Annotated in this window: 20 protein-coding genes, 3 pseudogenes and 1 riboswitch; of the genes and pseudogenes, 9 read left to right on the top strand and 14 right to left on the bottom strand. The window is 61.5% G+C overall.

Annotated elements, in window-relative coordinates; translation table 11 throughout:
• From P3T43_RS17635 to P3T43_RS17645, 3 genes and pseudogenes are all read left to right on the top strand, one after another.
• Nucleotides 1-207 (top strand): annotated as a pseudogene (locus tag P3T43_RS17635) (hopanoid biosynthesis associated radical SAM protein HpnJ); the annotation flags it as partial.
• 43 nt (nucleotides 208-250) lie between these two features.
• Nucleotides 251-1,486 carry a bacteriohopanetetrol glucosamine biosynthesis glycosyltransferase HpnI gene (hpnI, locus tag P3T43_RS17640; protein ID WP_429282326.1) on the top strand — a complete coding sequence of 412 codons (1,236 nt, stop codon included), beginning with the start codon at nucleotides 251-253 and terminating at the stop codon, nucleotides 1,484-1,486.
• Between the two features lie 3 nt (nucleotides 1,487-1,489).
• Nucleotides 1,490-2,518 carry a lysylphosphatidylglycerol synthase domain-containing protein gene (locus tag P3T43_RS17645; RefSeq protein ID WP_429282327.1) on the top strand — a complete coding sequence of 343 codons (1,029 nt, stop codon included), beginning with the start codon at nucleotides 1,490-1,492 and terminating at the stop codon, nucleotides 2,516-2,518.
• Here the strand turns inward: P3T43_RS17645 and P3T43_RS17650 are convergent.
• From P3T43_RS17650 to P3T43_RS17700, 11 genes are all read right to left on the bottom strand, one after another.
• Nucleotides 2,494-3,798 carry an NAD(P)/FAD-dependent oxidoreductase gene (locus P3T43_RS17650; protein ID WP_429282328.1) on the bottom strand — a complete coding sequence of 435 codons (1,305 nt, stop codon included), beginning with the start codon at nucleotides 3,796-3,798 and terminating at the stop codon, nucleotides 2,494-2,496. The two genes, P3T43_RS17645 and P3T43_RS17650, sit on opposite strands and share 25 nt — an antisense overlap.
• Entirely contained in the window at nucleotides 3,798-5,090 is a 1,293-nt protein-coding gene (locus P3T43_RS17655) for an NAD(P)/FAD-dependent oxidoreductase (RefSeq protein ID WP_429282329.1), read from the bottom strand. Before P3T43_RS17655 ends, P3T43_RS17650 begins: the two co-directional genes overlap by 1 nt.
• Before the next feature lie 67 nt (nucleotides 5,091-5,157).
• Nucleotides 5,158-6,738: a DUF3138 family protein gene (locus P3T43_RS17660; RefSeq protein WP_429282330.1), complete on the bottom strand. Its 1,581-nt coding sequence runs from the start codon at nucleotides 6,736-6,738 to the stop codon at nucleotides 5,158-5,160.
• Between the two features lie 36 nt (nucleotides 6,739-6,774).
• Nucleotides 6,775-7,686, bottom strand: coding sequence for an ABC transporter permease subunit (locus P3T43_RS17665; RefSeq protein WP_429282331.1), 912 nt, complete (start codon nucleotides 7,684-7,686; stop codon nucleotides 6,775-6,777).
• Nucleotides 7,683-8,657 carry an ABC transporter permease subunit gene (locus P3T43_RS17670; RefSeq protein ID WP_429282332.1) on the bottom strand — a complete coding sequence of 325 codons (975 nt, stop codon included), beginning with the start codon at nucleotides 8,655-8,657 and terminating at the stop codon, nucleotides 7,683-7,685. The genes P3T43_RS17665 and P3T43_RS17670 overlap by 4 nt, the downstream gene beginning before the upstream one ends.
• Nucleotides 8,654-9,820, bottom strand: a complete 1,167-nt coding sequence (locus P3T43_RS17675; protein ID WP_429282333.1) for an ABC transporter ATP-binding protein — start codon at nucleotides 9,818-9,820, stop codon at nucleotides 8,654-8,656. The genes P3T43_RS17670 and P3T43_RS17675 overlap by 4 nt, the downstream gene beginning before the upstream one ends.
• 205 nt (nucleotides 9,821-10,025) lie before the next feature.
• Nucleotides 10,026-11,159: a polyamine ABC transporter substrate-binding protein gene (locus P3T43_RS17680; protein WP_429282334.1), complete on the bottom strand. Its 1,134-nt coding sequence runs from the start codon at nucleotides 11,157-11,159 to the stop codon at nucleotides 10,026-10,028.
• A gap of 77 nt (nucleotides 11,160-11,236) precedes the next feature.
• Nucleotides 11,237-12,673 carry an aspartate aminotransferase family protein gene (locus P3T43_RS17685; RefSeq protein ID WP_429282335.1) on the bottom strand — a complete coding sequence of 479 codons (1,437 nt, stop codon included), beginning with the start codon at nucleotides 12,671-12,673 and terminating at the stop codon, nucleotides 11,237-11,239.
• A 35-nt stretch (nucleotides 12,674-12,708) separates the two neighbouring features.
• Nucleotides 12,709-14,043 (bottom strand): glutamine synthetase family protein, encoded by a 1,335-nt coding sequence (locus P3T43_RS17690; protein ID WP_429282336.1) that lies wholly within the window; start codon nucleotides 14,041-14,043, stop codon nucleotides 12,709-12,711.
• A 10-nt stretch (nucleotides 14,044-14,053) separates the two neighbouring features.
• Entirely contained in the window at nucleotides 14,054-14,869 is an 816-nt protein-coding gene (locus tag P3T43_RS17695; protein WP_429282337.1) for a gamma-glutamyl-gamma-aminobutyrate hydrolase family protein, read from the bottom strand.
• A gap of 300 nt (nucleotides 14,870-15,169) precedes the next feature.
• Nucleotides 15,170-15,391, bottom strand: a complete 222-nt coding sequence (locus tag P3T43_RS17700; RefSeq protein WP_429282338.1) for a hypothetical protein — start codon at nucleotides 15,389-15,391, stop codon at nucleotides 15,170-15,172.
• A gap of 433 nt (nucleotides 15,392-15,824) precedes the next feature.
• On the opposite strand from P3T43_RS17700, the gene P3T43_RS17705 reads away from it, so the two are divergent.
• The 3 genes from P3T43_RS17705 to speB all read left to right on the top strand — a co-directional run bounded on the left by P3T43_RS17705 (nucleotide 15,825) and on the right by speB (nucleotide 19,051).
• Nucleotides 15,825-16,376 carry a cupin domain-containing protein gene (locus tag P3T43_RS17705; RefSeq protein WP_429282339.1) on the top strand — a complete coding sequence of 184 codons (552 nt, stop codon included), beginning with the start codon at nucleotides 15,825-15,827 and terminating at the stop codon, nucleotides 16,374-16,376.
• Between the two features lie 91 nt (nucleotides 16,377-16,467).
• Nucleotides 16,468-17,955, top strand: a complete 1,488-nt coding sequence (locus P3T43_RS17710; RefSeq protein WP_429282340.1) for an aldehyde dehydrogenase — start codon at nucleotides 16,468-16,470, stop codon at nucleotides 17,953-17,955.
• Nucleotides 17,956-18,085: 130 nt separating this feature from the next.
• Nucleotides 18,086-19,051 carry an agmatinase gene (gene speB / locus P3T43_RS17715; protein WP_429282341.1) on the top strand — a complete coding sequence of 322 codons (966 nt, stop codon included), beginning with the start codon at nucleotides 18,086-18,088 and terminating at the stop codon, nucleotides 19,049-19,051.
• Between the two features lie 78 nt (nucleotides 19,052-19,129).
• On the opposite strand, the gene P3T43_RS17720 is transcribed toward speB, so the two are convergent.
• Nucleotides 19,130-20,362: a D-amino acid dehydrogenase gene (locus P3T43_RS17720; protein ID WP_429282342.1), complete on the bottom strand. Its 1,233-nt coding sequence runs from the start codon at nucleotides 20,360-20,362 to the stop codon at nucleotides 19,130-19,132.
• Nucleotides 20,363-20,403: 41 nt separating this feature from the next.
• Nucleotides 20,404-20,517, bottom strand: a riboswitch (glycine riboswitch).
• A 311-nt stretch (nucleotides 20,518-20,828) separates the two neighbouring features.
• On the opposite strand from P3T43_RS17720, the gene P3T43_RS17725 reads away from it, so the two are divergent.
• From P3T43_RS17725 to P3T43_RS17735, 3 genes and pseudogenes are all read left to right on the top strand, one after another.
• Nucleotides 20,829-21,737, top strand: coding sequence for a LysR family transcriptional regulator (locus tag P3T43_RS17725; protein ID WP_429282343.1), 909 nt, complete (start codon nucleotides 20,829-20,831; stop codon nucleotides 21,735-21,737).
• A gap of 103 nt (nucleotides 21,738-21,840) precedes the next feature.
• Nucleotides 21,841-22,398, top strand: coding sequence for a nuclear transport factor 2 family protein (locus tag P3T43_RS17730; RefSeq protein ID WP_429282344.1), 558 nt, complete (start codon nucleotides 21,841-21,843; stop codon nucleotides 22,396-22,398).
• Between the two features lie 53 nt (nucleotides 22,399-22,451).
• Nucleotides 22,452-23,058: pseudogene (locus tag P3T43_RS17735) on the top strand (SDR family NAD(P)-dependent oxidoreductase).
• A gap of 129 nt (nucleotides 23,059-23,187) precedes the next feature.
• On the opposite strand, the gene P3T43_RS17740 reads toward P3T43_RS17735, so the two are convergent.
• Both P3T43_RS17740 and P3T43_RS17745 read right to left on the bottom strand, forming a co-directional pair.
• On the bottom strand, nucleotides 23,188-23,583 hold the full coding sequence (locus tag P3T43_RS17740; protein WP_429282345.1) for a DUF427 domain-containing protein: 396 nt from the start codon (nucleotides 23,581-23,583) through the stop codon (nucleotides 23,188-23,190).
• Between the two features lie 219 nt (nucleotides 23,584-23,802).
• Nucleotides 23,803-24,548 (bottom strand): annotated as a pseudogene (locus P3T43_RS17745) (SDR family NAD(P)-dependent oxidoreductase).
• Between the last annotated feature and the right edge of the window lie 34 nt (nucleotides 24,549-24,582).

The raw sequence follows: 24,582 nt of genomic DNA on the forward strand, positions 1-24,582 counted from the left end.
GGGGTGCAACTGGCTGCGATTGGTTACCCGCATCTGTCGCGCGACGAGATCTATCACCACGTCGAGACCTTCTACAAGCGCTTCTATTTCCGGCCGTCGAAGATCTGGGAAATCGTGCGTGAGATGCTGATGAGCTGGGACATGATGAAGCGGCGTCTGCGTGAAGGCGTCGAGTTTTTCCGCTTCCTGCGCGCGCACCAAGCGTAACCGGCATGCACGCCTCCCGCCGTGTTGCGTGGCTGGACCAGGCATGAAGCGCCTCGCCTGGCTTCTGTACCCGATTGCCGGGTTGTTGGCGATCGGGCTTATTGACCTCGAAGGCCCTCTGCTTGCGGTACATATGGTGCGCCTCGCACTGGAAGTCCTGTGCGGCGTGGGCGCCGTATTCGGCATTGCCTACACGTTGCTGGCGGGTGCCCTGGTTGCGCGTTTCTTTGCTCGCAACACCTGTGAGCCCACCAGCTATCCGCCTGTCACGATCGTCAAGCCGTTGCATGGCCACGAGTGGACGTTGCTCAGCAACCTGTCGAGCTTTTGCCAGCAGGACTATCCAGGCCCGCTGCAATTCCTGTTCGGTGTACACGACGCGCAGGACGCGGCGCTGCAAACGGTGGAACAACTGCGTCTGCTGCATCCGCAAGCGCATATCACCGTGGTGTCCGATACGCGTTTGTATGGCCCCAACCGCAAGATGAGCAACATCCTCAATATGCTGCCCGAGGCGCAGCATGATGTGCTGGTGTTTGCGGACAGCGACGTGAGCGTGGCGCCGAATTATCTGCGCAATGTGATCGGCGAGTTGCAGAGACCCGATGTGGGTCTTGTCACCTGCGTCTATCGCGGTCAGCCGGATCCGGGATTCTGGCCGCGCCTGTCCGCCAAGGCGACCAACTATCAGTTCCTGCCTGGCGTCGTAACGGGACTGGCACTGGGGATGGCGCGTCCGTGTTTTGGACAGACCATTGCCATGCGGCGTGAAACGCTCGAGAAGATCGGCGGCTTCGCGCAGTTCGTGCATCACCTGGCGGAGGATCATGCGATCGGCGAAGCGGTACGCATGATTGGCGAGAAGGTGGTAATTCCACCGTTCACCGTATCGCACGCCTGTGTCGAGACGAGTGCCACCAAGCTGATTGCGCACGAATTGCGCTGGAGCCGGACCATCCGGACGATCGATCCGGTGGGCCATCTAGGCTCGTTGGTGATGTATCCGCTCGCTTTTGCGTTGCTCGCCGCGGCGCTTTCGGGGGGCGCGGCGTGGGCGTGGCCGCTTGTGGCGACGGCGCTGTTTGCGCGTCTTGCACTGAAAATCCGCTCCGATCACGCGTTGCGGCAAGCTCATCGTGACCTGTGGCTGCTGCCGTTCTGGGATATCGTGTCGTTTGCGATCTTCGTGACGAGCTTCTGCTCGACACGGGTGATCTGGCGAGGCTTCAGCTTCAAGGTGGATGGCGATGGTTTGCTGTCGCCGGTTCAAGATGAGTAGGTTATGAAGCATTTAGGTCGTTTTGCTGCACTGCTTGGCCTGATTGCATCGCTCTGGCTGGTGATGCACGACAATCCGGGCGCCGTGCTGGCACTCATGCGTGCCGCGGGTGCGGGGCTGGTGCTGGCGGGGTTCGCCCACGTATTGCCGATGCTTGCCAACGCGTGCGACTGGCGCAGCCTGATACGCGGCGCGAACCGGCCGAGCCTGGCAGGCATGTGGCATCTGGTCTGGATCCGTGAATCGGTCAACAGCATGTTGCCGGTGGCACGTATCGGCGGCGAGGTCGTGACGTTTCGGCTGATGCGCAAACACGGCTTGCGTGGCTCGACGGCGGCTGCCAGTCTGGTAGTCGACATGCAACTCACGCTGATCAGCCAGTTGCTGTTCACGCTGGTGGGCATCGGCTTTCTGTTTGCGCACGCAGCGTCCGGCACGCTGCGGCTCGCTGCCGATCTCGCCTGGGGCATCGTGGCGCTGGCGCCGTTGCTGGTGCTGTTCGCCTTGGTGCAGCACGCGAGCCCGTTCGAACGCGTCACGCGCATGCTGAACCACGCGACGAGCGGCAAGCTCGCGGCGCTCGTCGGCCAGTCGGCGCAGATCGATCGCTCGATCAAGCTGATCTGGCGCCGCCGTGGCGTGGTGCTGCGCTATCTGTTCTGGTGGCAACCGCTGCAATGCGTGCTGACCGCGCTGGAAATCTGGCTGGCGCTGTATTTTCTCGGTGCGCAGGTGAGTTTCAGCGAGGCGGTGGTGATCGAGTCGCTGATTCAGGCCGTCAGTAGTGCGGCGTTTTTTGTGCCGGGCGGTCTGGGGGTGCAGGAGGGCGGCTTCATCCTGATCGGCGGCGCGTTGGGGCTCGATCCTGCGACGTGTCTTGCGCTTGCGGGAGCGAGACGAATTCGCGATCTGTTGATCTTCGTGCCGGGGCTGCTTGCGTGGCAGATTGCCGAGTCGGCGGGAAAGGGGCTGCATTCCGCACGCTCGGCGACAAGCCAGGCTCAGTGCTACAACAACTCGCGAATCCGGTGATACAACATCCCGAGTTCAAGGGCGGGTCCACGTAACGCCGGCCCACCCGGAAAGCGCGCATGACGCAGTTGCGCAAACAGATCGAACGCCGCCGTTTCACCCGCCATCGCCTGCGCAACGACGCGCCCGGCAATTCCGGTCAGCGCGACACCGTGCCCTGAAAACCCCTGCACATAGAAGTAATTCGGATCGATCGAACCGAAATCCGGTGCGCGGTTGCGCGTGACATCCACGAAACCGCCCCATGCAAACTCGACTCGCGCATCGGCGACTTGCGGGAACACGCCAACCATCCGCGTGCGAATCTGTTCGGACAACTGCGCAGGTGACGCACCCGTCGAACTGGCACGGCCACCAAACAGGACCCGGTGATCGGCTGAGACGCGAAAATAGTCGAGAAAGAAATTGTTGTCGCATACAGCGGCGCGCCCCTCAATCAACGCAGAGGCTCGTGCTTCGCTGAGCGGCTCGGTGGCGACGATATACGAGGCAATCGGCGCTATGCGCGCTGCAACGGCTGCGGGCAGCACATTGCTGATGGTCGCGTTGCCGCACGTAGCAACAAAGCGGCAGCGCACCTCACCTGTCGCCGTCCGAACGATTGGCCGCGCGCCGCGCACGACTTCGATCACCGGTGAGTGTGCGAACAGCAACGCGCCAACGCTGCGCGCTGCGTCGGCGAGCCCGAGGCAATATTTGAGCGGATGCAAATGCCCCGACAGCGGATCGTAGACGCCGGCGAGATAGCGCTGCGAGGCTACGCGAGCGCGAATCTCATCCGTGTCGAGCCACGAAAGTTTCGAATAGCCCCAGCGCGACGATGCATCGTTCATCCACGACCGCAGATCGGGCACGCGTTTCGGTTTGGTGGCGACGGTCAGATAGCCGGGCGTGAAATCGCACGCAATGTCGTAGCGTTGGATGCGCTCGCGCACCAGCGCGACACCCTCCACCGACATCGCCCACGCCGCACGCGCGCCTTCGAGCCCGAGTTGCTTTTCGATGATCTCGTCTTTCGCAAACCCCACCAGCGTCTGGCCGCCGTTTCGACCCGACGCGCCCCAGCCGGGACGGTGTGCGTCGAGCACGATCACCGACAAGCCGCGTGCGCGGCATTCGAGCGCGACAGACAGCCCGGCGAAGCCTGCGCCGATCACGCAGACATCGGCTTCCATTGCGCCGTCGAGCATCGGATCGTCGGCGAGGGGGCGCACCGCGCTCGCTTCATAATAAGAGTTGCGGATCAGCGCATCCGCGCGGCGGTCGAGACTCTCTGTCATCAAAGCAGGTCCTTCATTCGATACCAGGCCATCGCGAGGACGAGGGCAGGGGTGCGCAGTGTAGCGCCGCCGGGGAAATCGCGATGGCGAATCTTGCCGAACAGGTCGAAACGCGATGCCTGTCCATGGATGGCTTCGGCAATTAGCTTGCCGGCGAGTCCGGTCGTGTTGACGCCATGACCGGAGAAACCTTGGGCGAAATAAACAGTAGGCGAAAGACGGCCAAAATGCGGCGCGCGATTCATCGTGATATCGACAAACCCACCCCACGCATAATCGACCTTCACGTCGGCCAGTTGCGGGAACGTCTTCAGCATATCGCGACGCATCGCTTCACCGAGGTTACGCGGGGCAAACGTCGAGTAGCTGACCTTGCCGCCCCACAACACGCGGTGATCAGGTGCAGGCCGGAAATAGTCGAGTACGAAACGGCTGTCGCAGATGGCCGCATGCGCGGGCATCAATGCCTGGGCGCGGGCTGCATCCAGCGGCTCGGTGGCGATCACGTAAGTGCCCACCGGCATGATCTTGCGCGCGAGTTCCGGCGCCAGCGCGCCGAGCCAGGTATTGCAGGCGAGCGCGACGAACTGCGCGTGAACCTGGCCGCTGGCGGTTTCGATCACATGTCCGCCGCCTTCGCCGTGCATACTCGTCACGCAACTGTCTTCGAAAATCTGAACGCCGGCTTCGCGCGCCGCACGCGCGAGGCCAAGCGTGTAATTCAACGGATGCAGATGGCCGCTGTCCGGATCGAACAGGCCGCCCAGGTAGCGGGCGGATTGCACGTAGTGGCAGAGCGACTCGCGCTCGATATAGCGGAAACGGTCGTAACCGAAGCGTGTTGCTGCTTCGTCACGCCACTGCCGCAACGCGCTGACGTCGCGCGGTTTGTTCGCCGCATGCAGATAGCCGAAGCGAAGGTCGCAGTCGATCTGGTGCTTCGCAACCCGTTCCCTGACGATGTCCAGCGTCTCGAGCCCCATCGCCCACATGCGTTTGACGTCTTCGGCAGGCAGGTGCTTCGCGAACGTATCCATATCGCACGCAAAGCCGCCAATCAACTGACCGCCGTTGCGCCCGCTCGCCGCCCATCCGACTTTCGACGCCTCCAGCACCGCGACCGAATAGCCGCGTTCAGCGAGGTTGAGCGCGGTCGAAATGCCGGTGAGGCCGGCGCCGATCACGCACACATCCACCTTCAATAGACCATCGAGCGGCGCGTGACGGGTTGTATCGTTGAGCGTCGCGGCGTAATACGACGCGGTATGAGGCTGGTTCGAGAACCGGAGCATAGGCAGAACACTTGAAATGCCGAAGCACGATGCCGGAAAGCAGGGCGCTGCGCTTCGGCTGGACTGATTAGAACGAGTAGATGAACTGCGTGGCGAGGATGTCGTTAGACTTGCTGTACGACCCATCGTTGCGCAGGAACACATTCTGGCTGGCCCAGTCGTGCCGGTATTCCACCTTCACCGTGATCTGCTGGGTCGCGTAGAACAGCACGTCGAGCGCGACGTCCTGGTGCGTGGCGCCCTTGCACTCGAAGCCGTGGTTCGAGGAATTGGCGAGACAGTTCGCACCAATGCCGAAGCCGTCAGCCGTATCCATGCCGTTCGAGTTCAGCGCAATGCCACCGCCGCCGCCACCGTTCTTCTGGTCGACCAGCAGGTCGTAACGCACAGTCGCGCCCATGCGGCCTACCATCGGCATATTGAACTTGCGGTGCGCGAGCAGCGACAGACCGTACCATTGGGCCTGGCCGCCGTTGTACGCGGCGTTCTGCTGCTGGCCATAGTCGAGTTCTGCGTTGTACTGAACGTCGGCGAGCGTGTAGGTCGCGTCCGCTTCGGTGAAGAAGAACGTGCCGAAGGCGCTAGGCGCAACACCACCCACGCCATAGACCGGATTGCCATTCGAATCGAGTCCGGAAGCGAGCGTCTGGCGGCCAATATTGAACGAACCGCCGATATCCAGCGCGCTAGACCACGTATAGTCGACCCGGCCCGTGAAGGTCGGAATCTTGTTGCTGCTCGTGATCGGGTCGCCGAGTGCGTTGGTGCCCGTCTGCACCACGGAGCCATACGTGCGGTACTGTTCGTTGCCCAGCATGAATTTCCAGGCCCACGCGCTGTTGTCGCCCGTATAGTTCACGCCGACACCCACGTAGCTGCCCGGGTCCGAGAAGTCATACAGCAGGTTGTGCGTGAGCGTGAGGATCTGATTCGACTGCTGCACTTCGTAACCGCCGAAGCTTGGCATCAAACCCGCGACGAAGGTGGTCGTCGCCGTCACCGGCACGGTCACAACGGCCGTGTTCAGGATGTTGTCGCTGATCGTGCCATGCTCGTTCTGCAGCAGCGTGATGCCATTGCCGCGGTTCGGCATCAAGGTGATTTCAGCCGAAGGCGCCATCGGCCCCACACCGAAGGTCTTCTTGATGTCCAGGTAGAGATCGCCGAACGTGCTGTTGAAGTAGTTGTAGGCGCTTTCGTGGTTCGCGAACAGGAACGACGAGCTGCTCAGATCGCGGTTATACAGGTACGTCGGGTCGATATAGCCCGTCACCGAGAGACCTGCAATCGGGCCCGTGTTCTGTGCATCGACCAGCGAATCGACCTTCAGTTGCTGATTGGCGATCTGCTGCTTCATCGAGTCGACCTGATCGTTGGTCAGCGTGGCCTGCGCCTTGCCATAATCAGGTGACGAAATATCCACCGGCGCCGCGGCCACGGCAGGCGCCGCCGGCGCGACAGGCACGGCTGCCGGAGCGGCGGCCACCGTTTTGGGTTTTGCTGCAACCTCTGCCCGCAATTGCTTCACTTCTTTTTGTAATGAGTTCAATTGCGCCTGCAGCGCCTTGATCTCATCGCTGGTGGCATCCGCCATGGCGAGGCCAGGCAGACTCCCCGCCACTAGCAGGCAGATGAGTTTCTTTCTCATGCACATTCTCCTTGTTGGTGTATTGCGCGTAACTGTTTAAATCTGGACTGCACCGAGCGACTTGCGCACGGTGGCGGGTTGTGGGGGAACGGTGGCCGCATCGGCGGCTTCCGCCACGGCGAAGGCCATCTGCATGTCGCGGGTGCGCTTGCGTTCGCGGATCTGCATCCAGCGGTTGACGGCGATCACCCCGATCGTCACCACGCTGATAAAGATGGTTGCGAGCGCATTCATTTCCGGATTCAGACCGAGACGAACGCGCGAGAACACGACGAGCGGCAGCGTGGTCGAACCCGGACCGGAAAGGAAGGCGGACAGCACGAGATCGTCGAACGAAAGGGTGAACGACAGCAGCCAGCCGGACATCAACGCCTGCGAAATCAACGGCAGGGTGATCAGGAAGAACACCTTGAACGGTGTTGCGCCGAGATCGAGCGCGGCTTCTTCGAGCGACTTGTTCAGTTCCTTGACCCGCGATTGCACGATGATCGCCACATACGACACGCACAGCATCACGTGACCGATCCAGATTGTCAGCAGGCCGCGACCCTTCGGCCAGCCGAGCATCTGTTCGAGGGCGACGAACAGGAGCAGCAACGAGATGCCCTGAATGACTTCCGGAATCACCAGCGGCGCGTTAATCATCCCGGCGAACAGCGTGAAGCCGCGAAAGCGGCCGAAGCGCGCGAGAACGAAACCGGCCCACGTGCCGATCACGACGGACGCACAGGCGGTCAGCAAGCCGATCTTGAGCGAGAGCCACGCGGCGCTCAGCAACTCCTCGTCCTGCAACAGCGCGCCGTACCACTTCAGCGAGAAGCCGGACCACACCGTGACGAGCTTCGATTCGTTGAACGAATACACCACGAGGCTGATGATCGGGATATAGAGGAACAGAAACCCGAGCGTCAGGACCGTATTGGAAATCTTTCTATTAGGCTTGATCATTTCGCGCCCTCCAGTTCCTTGACCTGGTAGTACTGGAACACGGCCATCGGCACGAGCAGCAGCAGAACCATCGCGACCGTGACGGCGGATGCCATCGGCCAGTCCATGTCGTTGAAGAACTCGTCCCACATCACGCGGCCGATCATCAGCGTGTCGGCGCCGCCGAGCAGTTCGGGGATCACGTATTCGCCCACGGCCGGGATGAACACCAGCAGGCTGCCGGCGATAATGCCGTTCTTCGACAACGGCAAGGTGATCCGTGTGAAGGCCGTCCACGGTTTGGCGCCGAGGTCGTACGCGGCTTCGAGCAGCGTCAGGTCCATCTTCACGAGGTGGGCGTACAGCGGCATCACCATGAACGGCAGGTACGAATAGACCATGCCGATATAGACGCCGATATCGGTGTGGTATAGCCGCAGCGGCGAGTGGATCATGCCGATCGCCATCAGCGTGTGATTGAGCAGGCCGTCATCTTTCAGGATGCCGATCCATGCGTACACGCGAATCAGGAACGACGTCCAGAACGGCAGCATCACGCCCATCATCAGCAGGTTGCGTTTGGCCGGCTCCGAACGGGCGATGTAGTACGCCACCGGATAGCCGATCAGCAGACAGAAGAAGGTGGAGACCGCGGCCATCTTCAGTGAGCTGATGTAGGTCGCGATATACAGATCGTCCTGCAGCAGGAACGCGTAGTGGCTGAGCTGAATCGCGAAGTGCACGACCCCGTCCTTGATGCTGAGGAGGTCGGTGTAGGGTGGAATGCCCAGCCGCAGATCGGCGAAGCTGATCTTCAGCACCAGCACGAAGGGCAGCGCGAAAAACAGCGTGAGCCACGCGAACGGCACACCGATTACAGTCGTACGGCCCGAGGGCAACATGGCCGTCAGGCGCTTTTTCAGCCAGGCGAGCGCGCCGTTCGCTTGCGGCGCACCGAGCGCCGCGGAGGAGGTGGGGGCGGACGTTTTCATTGCGTCACCACCACGCCGCTGGCGGGCGACCAGTAGACGAACACGTCGTCGTTGTAAGCGGGTGCGCCTTCGCTCATCAGGTGCGAGCTGGACAGGTTGGACACGACCGTCTTGCCGCTCGGCAGGCGCACGTGGTACAGCGAATAGCTGCCCATGTAGGCCACATCCGAAACCACGCCACGCGCCCAGTTGTGGGGTGTGCCAGGCTTTTCGAGCGACACCTTCACGCGTTCCGGACGCACCGAGATACCTACCGGCATGCCGAGCGGCCCGGTGATGCCGTGGCTCACATACATGCGAGCTTCGAGGTCTTCGCTTTCGACGAAGATGTGATCGGGTTCGTCTTCCACCACCACGCCTTCGAACATGTTGGTCGAACCGATGAACTCGGCCGAGAAACGGCTGTTTGGAAACTCGTACACCTGCGACGGCGTGCCGATCTGCACGATGCGGCCTTCGCTCATCACGGCGAGGCGACCGGCCATCGTCATGGCTTCTTCCTGATCGTGCGTCACCATCACACAGGTCACGTCGACCTTCTCGATGATGTTGACCAGTTCGAGCTGCGTCTTCTGGCGGATTTTCTTGTCGAGCGCGGACATCGGCTCGTCGAGCAGCAGCAGCTTGGGACGCTTGACGAGCGAGCGCGCCAGTGCCACACGTTGCTGCTGGCCTCCGGAGAGCTGATGCGGCTTGCGGCCCGCGAACTTGCTCATCTGCACGAGGTGGAGCGCATCCGCGACACGTTCCTTGATTTCGTTCTTCGGCGTGCCTTCCTGCTTGAGACCGAAGGCGATGTTCGCCTCGACGCTCATGTGCGGAAACAGCGCATACGACTGGAACATCATGTTGACCGGACGCTTGTACGGCGGCATCGCCGCGAGGTCTTCACCGTCGACGAAGATGCGTCCCGAGGTCGCTGTCTCCAGCCCCGCGAGCATGCGCAGGAGCGTGGACTTGCCGCAGCCCGAACTGCCGAGCAGTGCGAACAGTTCGTTCTTCGCGATGGTGAGATTGACGTTGTCGACAGCGGTGCTGTCGCCGAATTTCTTCACGACGTTTTCAATCCGGACGAATTCGTCCGATTTGCTTTTAGCCGCAACCGCGGGTTTGGCCGCTTTGGGTGCTGCCTGGGCGACGGCATTTGAGGTGGTCGAGTTCATGGTGTAACCATTCCTTGCGGATCGCGGGCATAAGCCTCTCCGTGCGGGGCGCGCGAGGCGGCTCACAAAGATCTGCTGCGATCGGGAAACATGGGGCTGCGCGTGCAAGGCGCAGGCTGACTGCCTTATTGCCTGATTCAGGCGGAGAGGGATCGAGCGACCCCTGCTCCGCGGTTAAATATGCTTATCAGCAATGAGTAGAAAATCAGTGGCCGGTTTTGAGCTGGGCCCAAAGACGGTTTTCAAGGCGCAGAATGTCGCTCGGCATTGGCTTCATCAGCGTCATCTTGCTCAGCACGTCGTCACCCGGATAAACCGTGGTGTCCTGCGCGACGCCTGGGGTGACGAACTGACGGGCTGCCTTGTTGGCGGTCGGATAGAACACTTCGTTGGTGATGGCGGCGTTGACCTTCGGATCTTCGATGTAGTTGATCCACTTCAAGGCGGCTTCAGGGTGCGGTGCGTCCTTCGGAATCACCATCACGTCGAACCACAGCAGGCCGCCTTCCTTCACGTTCGAGAACTTGATCTGATACGACCGCTTGGCTTCGGCAGTGCGGCGACTGGCAATGCCGACGTCGCCCGACCATGCCACTGCGACGCAGACGTCATTGTTGGCGAGGTCGTTGATGTAGCCGGACGAGTTGAATTGGGTGATATACGGGCGGACTTTCTTCAGGACTTCGAAGGCAGCCTGATAGTCGGCCGGGTTCGTGCTGTTCGGGTCCTTGTGCATGTATTGCAGCACGGAGGCGAATACGTCGACGGCCTGGTCGAGGAACGACACGCCGCAGCCCTTCAGCTTGGAGAGGTTGGCCGGATCGAACACGAGCGCCCAGCTATCCACCGGGGCATCGGCGCCGAGCGCCTTTTGCACGGCCTGCACGTTATAGCCGATACCGTCGGTGCCGTAGGCCCAGGGCACACCGTACTGGTTGCCCGGATCGGCGTCGGTAATCATCTTCATCAGGACCGGATCGAGATTCGCCAGATTCGGCAGCTTCGACTTATCGAGCTTCTGGTACACGCCAGCCTGAATCTGCTTGGCCATGTAGTTCGAGGTCGGCACCACGATGTCGTAGCCTGAACTTCCGGCAAGCAGCTTGGCCTGCAGCGTGTCGTCGCTATCGTAGTTGTCGTACTTGACGTGGATGCCGTCCTGCTTCTCGAAGTTCGGAATCGTGTCTTTGGCAATGTAGTCCGACCAGTTGTACACGTTTAGATCCGTGTCGGCCGCAAGCGCCGGTGTGACCGACAGCGCAGTAAAGCTCGTGACGGCGAGCAGCGCGGCCCCCGCAACCGCATGTCGAAGATGACGTCCAGTATGACTAGCGCTCATGACTTTATTTTCCCTTGAGGTTGAAGTCCCGGCATGAGCACGCGTTGTAAAGCGCCCATGCCGGAAAAGAACTGCCGTTACGAAATTCCGAGTTGTTGTGCGGTCGCGTCTACGGCTCTTTTCGCCTTCGATACGATTTCGTCGATTTCCTGCTTCGTAATAACGAGCGGCGGCGACAGCAGCATCCGGTCGCCGCTTGCGCGCATGATCAGATTGCCGTTGAAGCAGAAGTCGCGGCAGATCGTGCCGACGTCGCCTCCATTGGCAAAGCGCTTGCGTGTGGCGGGATCCTGCGCGAGTTGCAGGCCGGCCACGAGTCCGGTGCCGGCGATATCGCCGATGATCGGATGGTTCGCAAAAGTGTCGCGCAGTGCCTTCTGAAAGTACGGGCCGGTGTCGGTCTTGACGCGTTCGACGATCTTTTCGTCGCGCAGCAGTTTCAGATTGGCGACCGCCACGGCCGCTGCGACCGGATGACCCGAGTAGGTGAGGCCGTGATTGAAGTCGCCGTTTTCGACGATGGCCTTGGCCACGCGATCATGCAGACCGACTGCGCCCATCGGCACATAGCCGCTCGTCAGACCCTTGGCGAGCGTGATGAGGTCGGGCTCGAAGTCGAAGTGCTGATGCGCGAACCATTCGCCGGTGCGGCCGAAGCCGCCGATCACTTCATCCGCGACCAGCAGAATGTCGTACTTGCGGCAAATACGCTGGATTTCCGGCCAATAGGTGGACGGCGGGAAAATTACGCCGCCTGCCCCCTGGAAAGGCTCACCGATAAACGCGGCGACATTCTCGGCGCCGATCTCGAGGATCTTGGCTTCGAGTTGTTGCGCGCGGGCGAGACCGAATTCTTCCGGCGTCAGATTGCCCTCGGCTTCGCCGAAGTAATACGGTTGATCGATATGGACGATGTTCTCGACCTTCGACGGCATCTGCTCATGCATGTAGCCCATGCCGCCCAGCGTGCCGCCGGCGATGGTCGAGCCGTGATAGCCGTTCTTGCGCGAAATGACATACTTCTTGGCGTGCTTGCCTTGCGTCGCCCAGTATTGATGGACGATGCGCAGCACCGTGTCATTGCCTTCCGAACCGCTGTTGCAATAGAAGAAGTGGTTGAAGGGCGCCGGGGCCAGTTCCGCAAGCAGCGCGGACAGTTCGATGACCGGCGGATGCGTGGTCTTGAAGAAGGTGTTGTAGTAGGGCAGTTCCAGCATCTGCCGGTAAGCCGCGTCGGCCAGTTCCTTGCGGCCATAACCGACGTTCACGCACCACAGACCCGCCATGCCGTCGATGATCTGATTGCCTTCGGAGTCCCAAAGGTACACGCCCTTGGCCTTGACGATCACGCGGCTACCCGACTTGTTGAGCGAGCCCATATCCGAAAACGGATGGATGTGATGCGCTGCGTCGAGCGCGCGATATTCTGCCGTGCTGCGATGTTGCGAAACCTGCGCGGCGGCGGCCGGCTGGGCCGGCTGCACGTACGCGACTTCTTCTGTTCTGTAGCTCATATTGCCTCCAGTTGTTCTGTTTGTCGCGGCGCGTCTTAAACGTGCAGCAGCAAATGGCGGCGTTCCCACGAACTGATCACGCGGAAGAACGCTTCGTATTCGGTTTCCTTCAATGCCAGGTAGGCCTTGACGAATTTCTCGCCGAGCACTTCTGCGATCGGTTCGCACGCACCCATCAGCGTCAGGCCCTCTTCGAGATTGCGCGGGAGCTGGTAGGGCAGTTCGTAGCCGTCGCTGATGAGCGGCTCGGTCGGACGCAAACCTTGCGTCATACCGAGGTAGCCTGCTGCGAGCGTGGCCGCGATGGCGAGGTACGGATTGCAGTCGACGCCCGGAATGCGGTTTTCGATGCGGCGCGCGGCCGGCCCCGAATGCGGAATCCGGAACCCCACCGTGCGGTTGTCGTAGCCCCACTGCACGTTGATCGGCGCGGCCATGAAGCGCGACAGACGGCGATACGAGTTGATGTACGGCGCGAAGATCGGCATCAATGCGGGGGTGTATTTCTGCAGGCCGGCGATATAGCCGTCGAACAGTTGCGTCGGCTTGCCGTCGCCACCCGTGAACAGATTCTGGCCGCTTTCTTCGTCGACGAGGCTCTGATGCATGTGCATCGCCGAGCCGGGTTCACCTTCCATCGGCTTGGCCATGAACGTCGCATACATCTTGTGACGCAAAGCCGCCTCGCGCACCGTGCGCTTGAACAGAAACACGCTATCTGCGAGCTTGAGCGGGTCGCCGTGCATGAAATTGATTTCCATCTGCGCCGCGCCGACTTCGTGAATCAGCGTGTCGACTTCGAGCTCCTGAATATCGCAGTACTCATAGATATCTTCGAAGAGCGGATCGAATTCGTTCACCGCTTCGATCGAGTACGCCTGACGGCCGGTTTCCGGACGACCCGTACGGCCGATCGGCGGTTGCAGCGGCAGATCCGGGTCCTTGTTCATGTCCACCAGGTAGAACTCGAGTTCCGGTGCGATGACCGGCTTCCAGCCCTTCGCCTTGTAGAGTTCGAGCACCTGGCGCAATACGCGGCGCGGCGAGATCGCGACCGGCGTACCGTCGAAGTGCACGCAGTCGTGAATCACCTGTGCGGTAGGGTCGACCGCCCAGGGAATGAGGCGGATGGTCGACGCATCGGGAACGCAGACCATATCCGGGTCGGTGACGCCGGTCAGGGACCCGTCTTCCGGATAATCCCCCGTGACGGTCTGGATCATCACCGCTTGCGGCAGGCGCATGGATTCGCCGGATTCGAACTTGCTGCGCGGAATGATCTTGCCGCGCGCGATCCCGGCCATGTCGGGAATGATTGCTTCGATCTCGGTGATGCGGTGTTGTTTCAGAAATTCGTCGATGTCATGCATGATTGTTCTCTCAGTTTTTGCGCGGACTGGACGCGGCTTGCGTGGCGGCGGTGGAGACCGCGCCGTGGCCGGCCCTGGTGCGCATTCGATCGCGGCAGGCATCGCCGAAGGCCTGGAAGATCGCGGTGGAGAGCGCATCGCTCGCATGCTTCCACTCGGGGTGCCACTGCACACCCAGAGCGAAGGCGCGGGCATCCTTGACGCTCACCGCTTCGATCAATCCGTCCGGCGCCGTGGCTTCGGCCACGAGGCCGTTGCCCAGCCGCTCGACGCCTTGACCGTGCAGGGAATTCACCCGCGCCTCGTGCGCTCCGGCTGCGAGGCGCTGCAGCAAGCCGCCTTGAGTCAATGCGATGAGATGCGAGGGTGCGTATTGCACGTCCAGTTCGTCTTCCTTGTTCTCGCGGTGGTCGTTCAGGCCTGTCACCGCGTGAACGCTTTGATGCAGCGTCCCGCCAAACACCACGTTCATTTCCTGAAAGCCACGACAGATGGCGAGCACGGGGACACCAGCGTCGACGGCGGCCATGATGAGCGGCAGCGTCGTCGCGTCGCGTGCGGCGTCGTGCAGCGTGCCCGGCGCGCTTGCGTGACCGCCGTAATGGTGCGGTTCGACATTCGAATAGCTGCCGGTCAGCAGCAATCCGTCCACCGTCGCCAGAATGTCGGCGGCAGCCTGACGATTGCCGAGCGCAGGCAGCAGCATCGCCAACGCCTGCGAACCGTCGACCACGGCGGCGATGTACTTCTCGCCCACCATGTGCGACGGGTGCGCTCCGTTCATCGTTCTGTCGGCGCTAATGCCGACCAGAGGTCTGGTTTGCATGACTAATTGAATGGACGTGTTTGTTCCCCGCGGGATGCGGCACGAACAACGTTTAAACAGGCGCGGCACGGTTGCGCAGCCGTGCGCAGTGCGCAAAGCCACCAGAAGTGCAGGCGGAGGTCGAAAGCGGACCATGCCGCGCGTTGCTATCAGGGAGACCGTTCGATTCAGTCTGTTGTCCGGCGCAACCCGCAAAGGTTTGGGCAGCCAGCAGGCGCAACTATGCCTGCACAAGCGCAGATACCCACGAAGGCGCGCTCAGACAAACAGGTGAACCGAACGGTAAATAGGCGGGAGGCGCTACGGCAGCAGCGAAGCGACCTCGTCCGTGCGTACGGCTATGAAAGCACGCGCAGAGACGGAATTGTGGCGTCGGACAGAACGGCGGGACAGGATCGTGAAGACGGACAGAAAGCGGCGAAACGCCAGACTGCCGTTGCTGCCGTCGGCGATGGCGCCTTCAGGACGAAGACGTCTCGCCTGACTGCGTTCCCACCTAACCAAAGGGCCTCGGACTCTCACGATTACACTCGACTAGCGACGTTGAAAGTATTGAACGCCTCGCTCCAGTAACGCACCGTGCGTTTAAAGAAACGTGACGCGGGATGATCGTCCAAGCCCTCGCGAACCAGCTTCGCTGCGTCGCAATTCACTCCGGTGAGTGTCTGTGACGTGGGCATGACGATCGCCTGTGAACCAGCATATACGAGCCAATATTGCCGTCAAATCATTTTTATAAAAGATTTATCAGGGCTTACCCGAGGTCACAGGCCGAAACACGTAGGTTGGGAATGTTCGTTGCGATAGTGAGTAATTCTAATTTCGCTCAGGGTTTGCCCTAGCAGCGGCGGCTTTAAAGTGATTAGAATATTCAACACTCGCGAGAGGCGTGGGTGACCTTTACCCGACCCTCGTGGGTTCCCTGAACCGGTTCATCCACTCTGAGAGTGCAGCGATGTCCATCGAAGTAGCGACCCGCTTGCAGTACATCCGTAAGAAGAATGGCCTGTCTCAGCGCGAGCTGGCCAAGCGGGCGGGCGTCACCAACGGCACCATTTCGTTGATCGAACAAAATCGCGTCAGCCCCTCGGTCGGCTCGCTTAAGAAGCTGCTCGAGTGCATTCCAATGAGCCTTGCGGAGTTCTTTACGTTCGAAGTCGAAGCGGACCGCTCGGTGGTATCGCGCCGCGCCGACATGCCGAATCTCGGCAACGAGTCGATCGAGTTCTATCTCGCCGGTGCAGGCGTGAAAGACCGCAACATGGGCATTCTGCGCGAGGTCTATCAGCCGCTCGCGGACACCGGTCCGGAAATGCTGGTGCATACGGGACACGAGGGCGGCGTGATCGTCAGCGGTCAGATCGAATTGACCGTCGAGGGCGCCACGTGGCTGCTCGACCCTGGTGACAGCTATTACTTCGAAAGCCGCCTGCCGCACCGTTTTCGCAATCCCAGCGCGGAACATGTCTGCGAAATCGTCTCGGCGAATTCACCCCCGAGCTTCTAGACACTCCGCGTCAACGCCGTTACGGCGCACGTGAGGGCTGCAAGCGCGGTCCGCACGTCGAACGTCGAGCGCATAACATTGAGGCATCCTGATGGAAAAAACCCTGGCATACTGGCAAGACAAAGCGGCAACGCTTTCAATCGAAGGCCGCGCGTTTATCGACGGCGAATACCGCCATGCAGCAAGCGGGCGTACCTTCGATTGCCTGAGCCCGATTGACGGCAAGCTGCTCGTCAAGGTGGCCGACAGCGCAGCCGAGGATGTGAACGCGGCGGTGGCCGCGGCGCGCTCCGCGTTCGACGCGGGCGTGTGGTCCGGGCTGAATCCGCGCAAGCGCAAAGCAATTCTGCTGCGTTGGGCGGGCTTGCTGCGCGATCATCTCGACGAACTGTCGCTGCTCGAAACGCTTGATGCGGGCAAGCCGATTGGCGATACGACTTCGGTCGATGTACCCGGCGCCGCGTATTGCGTGGAATGGTTCGCTGAAGCCATCGACAAGATCGGCGGCGAAGTCGCGCCGGCGGACCATCATCTGGTGGGACTCGTCACGCGTGAACCGATCGGCGTGGTGGCGGCGGTGGTGCCGTGGAATTTCCCGATCCTGATGGCCTCGTGGAAATTCGGCCCGGCGTTGGCCGCAGGCAATAGCGTGGTGCTGAAGCCCTCTGAAAAATCCCCGCTCACGGCGATTCGCATCGCCCAGCTCGCGTACGAGGCGGGCATTCCCGCAGGCGTGTTCAACGTCGTACCGGGTGCGGGCGAACCGGGCAAACTGCTTGCGCTGCATCCGGATGTCGACTGCCTCGCTTTCACCGGCTCGACCAACGTCGGCAAGCAGATCATGCAGTACGCCGGTCAGTCCAATCTGAAACGTGTGTGGCTCGAACTCGGCGGCAAGTCGCCGAACATCGTGATGTCCGACTGTGCGGACCTCGACCGTGCCGCCAACGCGGCGGCAGGCGCAATCTTCTACAACATGGGCGAGATGTGCACGGCGGGTTCGCGCCTGCTCGTGCATCGCGACATCAAAGACGTGTTTCTCGACAAGCTGATTGCCGCCGCGCGCAGTTATACGCCGGGCAATCCGCTCGATCCGAAGACCTCGATGGGCGCAATCGTCGATCAGGTGCAACTGGACCGCGTGCTGGGCTATATCGAAGCGGGACGCGCGGAATCGAAGCTGCTGCTCGGCGGCGGGCGCGTGAAGCACGAAACCGGCGGCTACTATATCGAGCCGACCATCTTCGACACGAAGGCGGACGCGAAGATCGCCCGCGAAGAAATCTTCGGGCCGGTGCTGTCGGTCATCACATTCGATACGGTTGAAGAAGCGATCAGGATTGCCAACGACAGCGAATATGGCCTTGCCGCCGCGGTCTGGACCTCGAACCTGACAACCGCGCACGAAGTCGCGCGCAGCCTGCGCGCCGGCACCGTGTGGGTCAATTGCTACGACGAAGGGGGCGATATGAATTTCCCGTTCGGCGGCTACAAGCAATCGGGCAACGGCCGTGACAAGTCGTTGCATGCATTGGAGAAGTACACCGAGCTTAAATCCACTCTGGTGCGGCTGCGCTAAAGGATTCGCAAGCCAGCGCGGGGGGGCAGGACTCGCACCGTCGCGTTCCCAATGAATCCGAAGCCGGGCGACACGCGCACAACTTCAGGAAAATCGCGCGTGTTGCCGGCGTGTTTTATCAGGTCGTCCCATGACTGAACTGCTCTATGGCGACGGTGCAATCCGCCGCCCGTCTCTCTACGGCTCGTCGATCGAGAACACTTACGCGGGTGTGCTGTCGTTCATGCGGCGCAAGTACACACGCGAACTGGCAGGGGCCGATGTGGTCGTTTCCGGTGTGCCGCTCGATCTGGCCACGACCTTCCGTTCCGGCGCGCGTCTCGGTCCTGCCGCGGTGCGGGCGGCGAGCGTGCAGTTGTCCGAATTACATCCCTATCCGTGGGGCTTCAACCCATTCGACGATCTCGCCGTGACGGATTATGGTGACTGCTGGTTTGATGCGCACAATCCGTTGACGATCAAACCAGCGATCGTCGAGCATGCCCGCACCATTCTGCGTTCGGATGCAAAGATGTTGACGCTAGGCGGCGATCACTACATCACCTACCCGTTGCTGATTGCGCATGCGGAGAAGTATGGCAAGCCGTTGTCGCTGATTCACTTCGACGCCCACTGCGACACCTGGGCCGACGACAGTCCGGACAGCCTGAATCACGGCTCGATGTTCTACAAGGCGGTGAAAGACGGCCTGATCGATCCGAAGACCTCGGTGCAGGTCGGCATCCGTACGTGGAACGACGACTTCATGGGTATCAACATCCTCGACGCGGCGTGGGTGCACGAACATGGCACGCGTGCGGCGGTGGAGCGGATCATGTCGATTGTCGGGGAACGTCCCGCGTATCTGACCTTCGATATCGATTGTCTCGATCCGGCCTTTGCACCGGGCACGGGTACGCCGGTTGCCGGCGGGTTGTCGTCGGCGCAGGGGTTGGCTATCGTGCGTGGTCTCAGTGGCGTGAACCTGATCGGCGCGGATGTCGTGGAAGTGGCGCCCGCGTACGATCAGAGCGAAATCACCGCGATTGCCGCCGCACACATAGCCTGCGACCTGCTTTGCCTATGGCGGCAACGCAAGGTCGCTGAAGCGCGTTAGCGGGTTGGGTGGGTTGGGTGGATTTAGCGGCCTTGCGGCCCGCGTCAGCCCGCGAAGAATGCTTCGCGGAGCTGACGATCAGGTTCGCGATACGCGCGTCGCCGCGATCACATCGGCTACGCCTGCGGCGGTCGCCGCCGAAAGCGTCCAGCCAAGATGCCCATGTCCGGTGTTATAGAACACACCGGGCAGGCGGCCTTTACCCACTTTCGGCAACATGCTCGGCAGCATCGGCCGTAAGCCGGCCCATGGGATCACGCGCGACGTATTGACCTGCGGAAAATGTCGGCGAGTCCATTCAGTCAGCGGCGCAATACGCTCAGCGCGAATGTCGCGATTGAAGCCGTTGATTTCAGCGGTGCCGGCCACGCGGAAGCGGTCGCTGCCGAGGCGGCTCGTGACGATCTTCGCGCTGTCGTCGAGCAGACTGACCCACGGTGCGCCGTGTTGGCTCGCGGCGTCGTCGAGACAAACCGTGATGGAATAGCCTTTGACAGGGTAGATATTGACGCGGTCGCCGAGCATCGACGCGAATTCGCGGCTCTGCACGCCGGCACAGACCACGACCTGCGCAAACGTCTGCTGAAACGGCTCGCCCGCTTGCCTCGCGTCGATGCTGAAGCTGCCTGCGCGGCCGGGCGTGATCGACGTGATCTCCGTGTCGTAACGGAATTCGACGCCAAGACGCTCGCATGCCTGCGCGAGGCCACGTGTGAACTTGTGGATGTCGCCGGTCGAATCGGACGGGGTGAAGAAGCCACCATGGAAGGCACCGTCGAGTGCCGGTTCGATCTGGCGAATATCCGCCACGCTCACCGGGTTGCGTTCGAGTCCGCCTTCGTTGAGCAGCGCGTTGACTTTAGCCGCCGCGTCGAATTCCTTGCCGGTCTTGTAGACGTGCAGAATGCCGCGCCGTTCGAGGTCGAAATCGATCTGCTCGCGCGCCGCAATCGAAAACAGATGCTCGCGCGCGGCAATCGCCAGTCGCACGGTTTCGATGGTGTTCGCACGGTAATGCGGAATCTGCCGCAAAAATTCGCCCATCCACGAATACTTGTGCCAGCTCGGCAGCGGATTGAGCAGCAGCGGTGCGTCGCGGGTCAGCATCCAGCGCAGGCCTTTGACGACGGTTGCCGTGCGGTTCCACACCTCGGCATTGCTAACCGACAACTGGCCGCCGTTGGCGAAGGAGGTTTCCATCGCGGCATAGCGGTGGCGTTCGAACACGGTAACGTTGAAGCCGCGTTGCGCGAGGGCGTAAGCGGTCGTGACGCCGGTAATGCCGGCGCCAATGATGGCGATGCTTGACATGTCATGGTCCAGAGTAAGTGAGCACGGCCGTTTCCGGCTTCCATGCCCCATCTGTCCATGTACCTGAGAGTTTCTTTTCGCGCGCATCCCGTTGCCGGGCGGGCGAAAATCCCCTTCGGTGGGCGCGTAAAGCGCCGCTCTCCAGATGTTCCCGCTGGGCGGTCCTTGTGCCTGAGAGTTTCCGGGGCGGTTGCTCCGTCGGCGCCGTCAACGCATTGCTGCGTGACAGTCTCTCCCGCGACAGCGTGTAGAACGGCGTAACGGTAGCGGTTGCCAATCATTCCGGCAAGTGATTTTTTGCGGGTTGGCAGCTCTGCGGTTTCGCTGATGCGTTCAAAGCGGGCGTGCCGCCTCGATGCAATCCGGCTGCTGCGCGATGGCGGTTCGCCCGGCATATATTTGCGCATCACGCATCAATCGTATAGCCTTGCTTCGGCATCCCGCCTCAAACCAGTTATCGGGCACCGTGAAGGATATCCTCTCCCTCAAGCTGTACACCCGCGTCGCGCGGCTCGGTAGCTTCTCGGCTGCAGCGCGCGAATTCGGGCTGTCGCAATCGCAGGTATCGCGCATCATCGCCGACCTCGAAAGCGACCTGGGGGCGCGTTTGCTGACGCGTACCACGCGAGCAGTCGTATTGACCGATGCAGGCGCCGAGTTTTTGTCGCGTCTCGACCCAATCCTCACGGCGCTCGAGGACGCCGGTCAGAGCGTGCGCGAAGGCAGCGAACTGCGTGGCATGTTGCGCATGAGCATGCCGAGCAGCGTGGCGATCCGCGAAGTGATCCCGCGTGTCGCGCCGTTTCTTGCGCGTCATCCGGAATTGCGGCTGCAGATGCTGCTGGGCGATCGTCCGCAGGATCTGGTTAGAGACGCGGTGGATGTCGCCATCCGGCTCGGAAATCTCGTCGATTCGAGCGCCACCGCAAGGCTGATGACGCACATTCAGCGGGTCATCATCGCGGCGCCTGAGTACATCGAACGTCACGGTGCGCCGGCCACGCCCGATGAGCTGAAACAGCACCGCATCGTTGGCGGACCGGCGTCGGTGGTCCCGGCGGGCTGGAAATTTTCACGCGGGGACGAGGACGTGACGGTCGAGCTCGAAGCGCATTTTTCAACCAACGAGAACGAGGGCGCGGTGGCTGCGGCGATCGCAGGGATCGGTATCACTTCCACCAGCGAATGGGCCTGCCGCCGCGAGCTTGCCGATGGCTCGCTCGTCAGGCTGCTGGTCGAATGGCAAACCGCCGACATTCCGGTGCACGCATTCTTTCCCATGGGCCGGGCCACCCGCGCTGCGGGACGCGCGGTCGTCGAATACCTCACGGCTGATTTCAGGCGCGAAGAACGCGCTGGCTCATTTCGCGTCTGACGATTCTTTTCGCACTGCCAGATGCTCGACGCGGGTAGGCGACCAGGCGCCGCCGTCAGTTGCGCCATCTATGCATCCCATACATAAAAGATAGCGAAAACCGATGGCTACCGCCGTCGGCATTCCGCCGTTATCTTTCTCTTCACCACGCCGCCAGAAGGGAAGTGAAACGACAACGACACGCTCCGTCCATGAGCCTCGCCAATCTCAGACTTCCGCCGGGCCGCGATTCGATTCACTCACTTTGATCGAGACCGACATGAGCAAAACCACCCCTAAACAGAACAGGGCCCTTGTTCTCGAAGCGTTCGATACGCTTTTCAACAAGCGCGACTATGCCGCTGCCGAACGCTTCTGGTCGGACCGCTACATTCAACATAGCGCGCATATCGCGCCGGGACGTGAAGGGCTGTTTGCCCTGATCCGCACGCTACCTGACACGTTGCGTTACGAGAATCAGCTGATCGTGGCCGAAGGCGATTATGTGATCGCACACGGGCGTTTCTCGGGTAGCGGCAGGCCGGCCGCGTGGATCGCAGCAGACGTGGTCCGCTTTGAAGACGGCAAGCTCGCCGAACACTGGGACGTATTGCAGGACGAAGCCACCCAGGCGGAATCCGTCAGTGGACTGCCGATGTTCGGTGACCGGTTTCCCGCTTAAGCGCTGCACGAATCCACCTGCACAACCCTTGCAATTTTTTTAAGGACTCCATCATGAAACTCAGCGGAAACACGATCTTTATCACTGGCGGCGGCTCGGGCATTGGCCGTGGACTGGCCGAAGCGCTGCATCAGCGGGGCAACAAGGTCATCATCGGCGGACGCCGGCGCAGCCATGTCGACGAGGTGGTGGCGGCGAACCCCGGCATGGCGGCAATCGAGCTGGATATTACCGACGCCGGAAGTATCGAACGGGTCGCGGCCCAGTTGATCAAGGACCATCCGGCCCTCAACGTGCTGATCAACAACGCGGGCGTCATGCAGCCGGACACAGCGCATGGCCTTGACGTCGGTGTATTCGTCGACCAAGGCCGCGCTGCATTCGTACGTCATGTCACAACGCTTCATGCTGCGCGATACCACGGTGCGTGTGCTCGAAATCGCACCGCCGTGGGTGCGCACCGACCTGATGAACAGCCGCGAGGCCGAACAGGCGATGCCGCTGGACGCGTATATCGAGGAAACCATCGACGTCCTCGCAAGCGGATCGGATGAGGTACTGGTCGAAGGCGCGAAGCTGTTCCGGGGCAATCCGGGGCCGGGCGAGCATGATGTGGTGAACGGCTTCAACGCGCAGATGGTGGAGGTATTCTCCGCTTGATCTGCCTCCGGGCTTGCGCGCCTATGTTCAGTACGACAGACTGGGCAATGGATGTTGTTACTGGCCCGGTTTTGCGCGAGCGGTCAGCCGATGTGGCCGCTCGCGCTGCACTTCATTGCGCTGCGGCGCTCAGGCTTGCACTTCGATCGCGTCGACCCGGTCAGGGTAGAAGGCGAGGTAAGCCTTGATGGGTTCGACTGCCGCATACGGGTTTTCATACGTCCAGACCGCGTTCACCGAGCGCTCGCCGCCAGCCGGAATCGAGTAATACGAGCAATCGCCCTTGTAGGGGCAGTAGGTAGCATGCGTGGTGCGCTCCAGCAGGCTCATGTCCACGTCCTTACGCGGGATGTACAGGACGGCTGGGTAGGCGGCCTCGCGCAGCGTCACCGCTTCGCGGGTATCGGCGATCACCTTGCCGGCCAGCTTGACCACGATATGCGCCGGATTCGGCTCGATGGTGATCGGATGGTCCGGACCGGGCACCTTGACAGTTTTGGCGGCGGGATTGGGGTTGCTTGACATCGAAACACTCCTTGAGTTGATCGCCGTATGCACACGCAAGTGCGAGGCGAAGCCGGTATGGCGGGCCGCGGCCGCTCAGGCGGCAAACGGCATGAAGTCGAGACATGCGCGTTCGTCCGCGCCTGTCACCATGATGGGGCCTTTGAAGATTTTGCGCAGGAGCAATGCCGCGGCCGGCGGCCGAGCCTCGACCCGCGCTTCAGGTTTTCACTGGTTCGATCAGAGTTTCGAGCCGCCGTCGACGTGCAAGGTGTCGCCCGTCACCCAGCGTGCGTGATCGGAGGCGAGGAAGGCGACCGCACCGGCGATGTCGTCGGGTTGCGCGATGCGCTGAGCGCCTGCATGCCAAGCGTGATGTCGCGGCCCGCATCGGTTTTTGTGAAGTTCGACATGTCGGTCGCGACCACGCCGGGCGCGACGGCATTGACGCGAATGCCGCGCTCGCCGAGCGCTACAGCGAAATGCCGGACCAGCGTATCGACGGCGCCTTTGGTTGCCGCGTAGGCCGACAAGGCACCCACTGCCGAATGAGCCGCGAGCGAGGAAAGCAGCACGACGCTACTGCCTTCTCCCAGCACCGGCAGCAACTGCTGCACGAGAAAGTAGGGCGCTCGCACATTCACGGCGAACAGGTCGTCGAAGTCCTCGACCGTGGTGTCTTCAATGCGCGCTGCCTTGGAGATGCCGGCGTTGGCGACCAGCACATCCAGACGTTCGCCGACAAATTCGCGTACTTGTTTTGCGAGCTTTTGCGGACCATCGGCTGCACGCAGGTCTGCGCCGACTTTTTGGGCCTTGCCGCCCGCCGCGCGGATTTCCGCGACCACCGCATCGGCTTCCTTCTCTCCACTGCTGTAGTGAACCAGCACCTCGGCGCCCTGTTTGGCGAGGGCGAGCGCGCTGGCGCGCCCAATGCCGCGGGAAGCGCCGGTCACGAGGGCGGTCTTGCCGTGCAGATCAGTCATGATCAATTCCTTTAAGGTTGAAGGCTGCTATGCC

This window comes from Paraburkholderia sp. GAS41, assembly GCF_050436545.1.
In the GTDB taxonomy this organism is placed as follows: Bacteria; Pseudomonadota; Gammaproteobacteria; order Burkholderiales; family Burkholderiaceae; genus Paraburkholderia.